Below are 1,302 nucleotides of genomic sequence, written 5' to 3'. Positions count from 1 at the left end.
CGTCGTTGATACCGTCACCATCAGTGTCAGCCTTATTCGGGTCGGTGCCAAGCTCCTTCTCCTTATCATCCGTCAGGCCATCGCCATCGGAATCCTTGGAAGTCGGATCCGTACCGTCCTTCTTCTCGTCCCCATCGTTAATGCCATCACCATCGGTGTCAGGGTTATTCGGGTCCGTCGGAGCCGGGTTGCCATCCTTGTCTGTCCGGTTGACTTCATCACCATCGTTGACGCCATCACCATCGGTATCAGGGTTAGTCGGGTCAGTAGGAGCGCCCTTTTCACCCGGCTTAACCTTGTTGCCATCCTTATCGAACGGGTTCTTGGAGCCGTCTACCTCATCACCGTCGTTGATACCGTCACCATCAGTGTCAGCCTTGTTCGGATCGGTGCCAAGCTCCTTCTCCTGCTCGTCAGTCAGACCATCACCATCAGTATCCTTCTGGTCATTGTCACCCGGCTTGGAGTTCGGGTCATTCGGATCAGTCGGCGCAGGCTCGCCATCCTTGTCCTTGTTATTCACCTCGGAACCATCGTTGACTCCATCACCATCAGTGTCGGGGTTCTTCGGATCGGTTGGCTTACCGTCGAACTTGTTACCGTCGCCGGTGACCTCGTCACCGTCGTTGATACCGTCATCATCGGTATCAGGGTTATTCGGGTCGGTGCCAAGCTCCTTCTCCTTATCATCCGTCAGGCCATCGCCATCGGAATCCTTGGAAGTCGGATCCGTACCGTCCTTCTTCTCGTCCCCATCGTTAATGCCATCACCATCGGTGTCAGGGTTATTCGGGTCCGTCGGAGCCGGGTTGCCATCCTCGTCAGTCCGGTTGACTTCATCACCATCGTTGACGCCGTCACCATCGGTATCGGGGTTCTTCGGATCGGTTGGCTTACCGTCGAACTTGTTACCGTCGCCGGTGACCTCGTCACCGTCATTGATACCGTCACCATCGGTATCAGCCTTATTCGGATCGGTGCCGAGCTCCTCTTCTTCCTTGTCGGTCAGACCATCACCATCAGTATCCTTCTGGTCATCGTCCTCTGGAGGAACAACAGTGGAATCGTCCTTGACGGTGATCTTCACCGGAACCTCATCAGTCGAACCATCCGGGTAAGTCACCACAACAATGGCATCCTTCTCACCCTCAGTCTTAGTATCAACCGGATCCTTGAACTCAAACTTGGTGTTCTCCGGCAACTCACCAGGATTCTTAATCGAATCCTCAGCCTTCGGAGTCTCACCAACCTTTACAGTCTGATCCTGGCCCTTCGGATCATAAGTCTCAGCATCAGACTTCG

1 protein-coding gene is annotated in these 1,302 nt (G+C 54.5%); it reads right to left on the bottom strand.

Going from position 1 to position 1,302, the window contains the following annotated elements; translation table 11 throughout:
* Nucleotides 1-1,302 (bottom strand): Rib/alpha-like domain-containing protein (locus tag HMPREF2806_RS13870; RefSeq protein WP_255365993.1); only part of this gene is annotated, 1,302 nt, incomplete at both ends.

Origin of the sequence: Corynebacterium sp. HMSC076G08, from assembly GCF_001811515.1 — a bacterium.
GTDB classification, from domain to species: Bacteria; Actinomycetota; Actinomycetes; order Mycobacteriales; family Mycobacteriaceae; genus Corynebacterium; species Corynebacterium hiratae.
The sequence above is the reverse complement of the archived record's forward strand: the minus strand, read 5'-3'. Positions and strand labels throughout refer to the sequence as shown.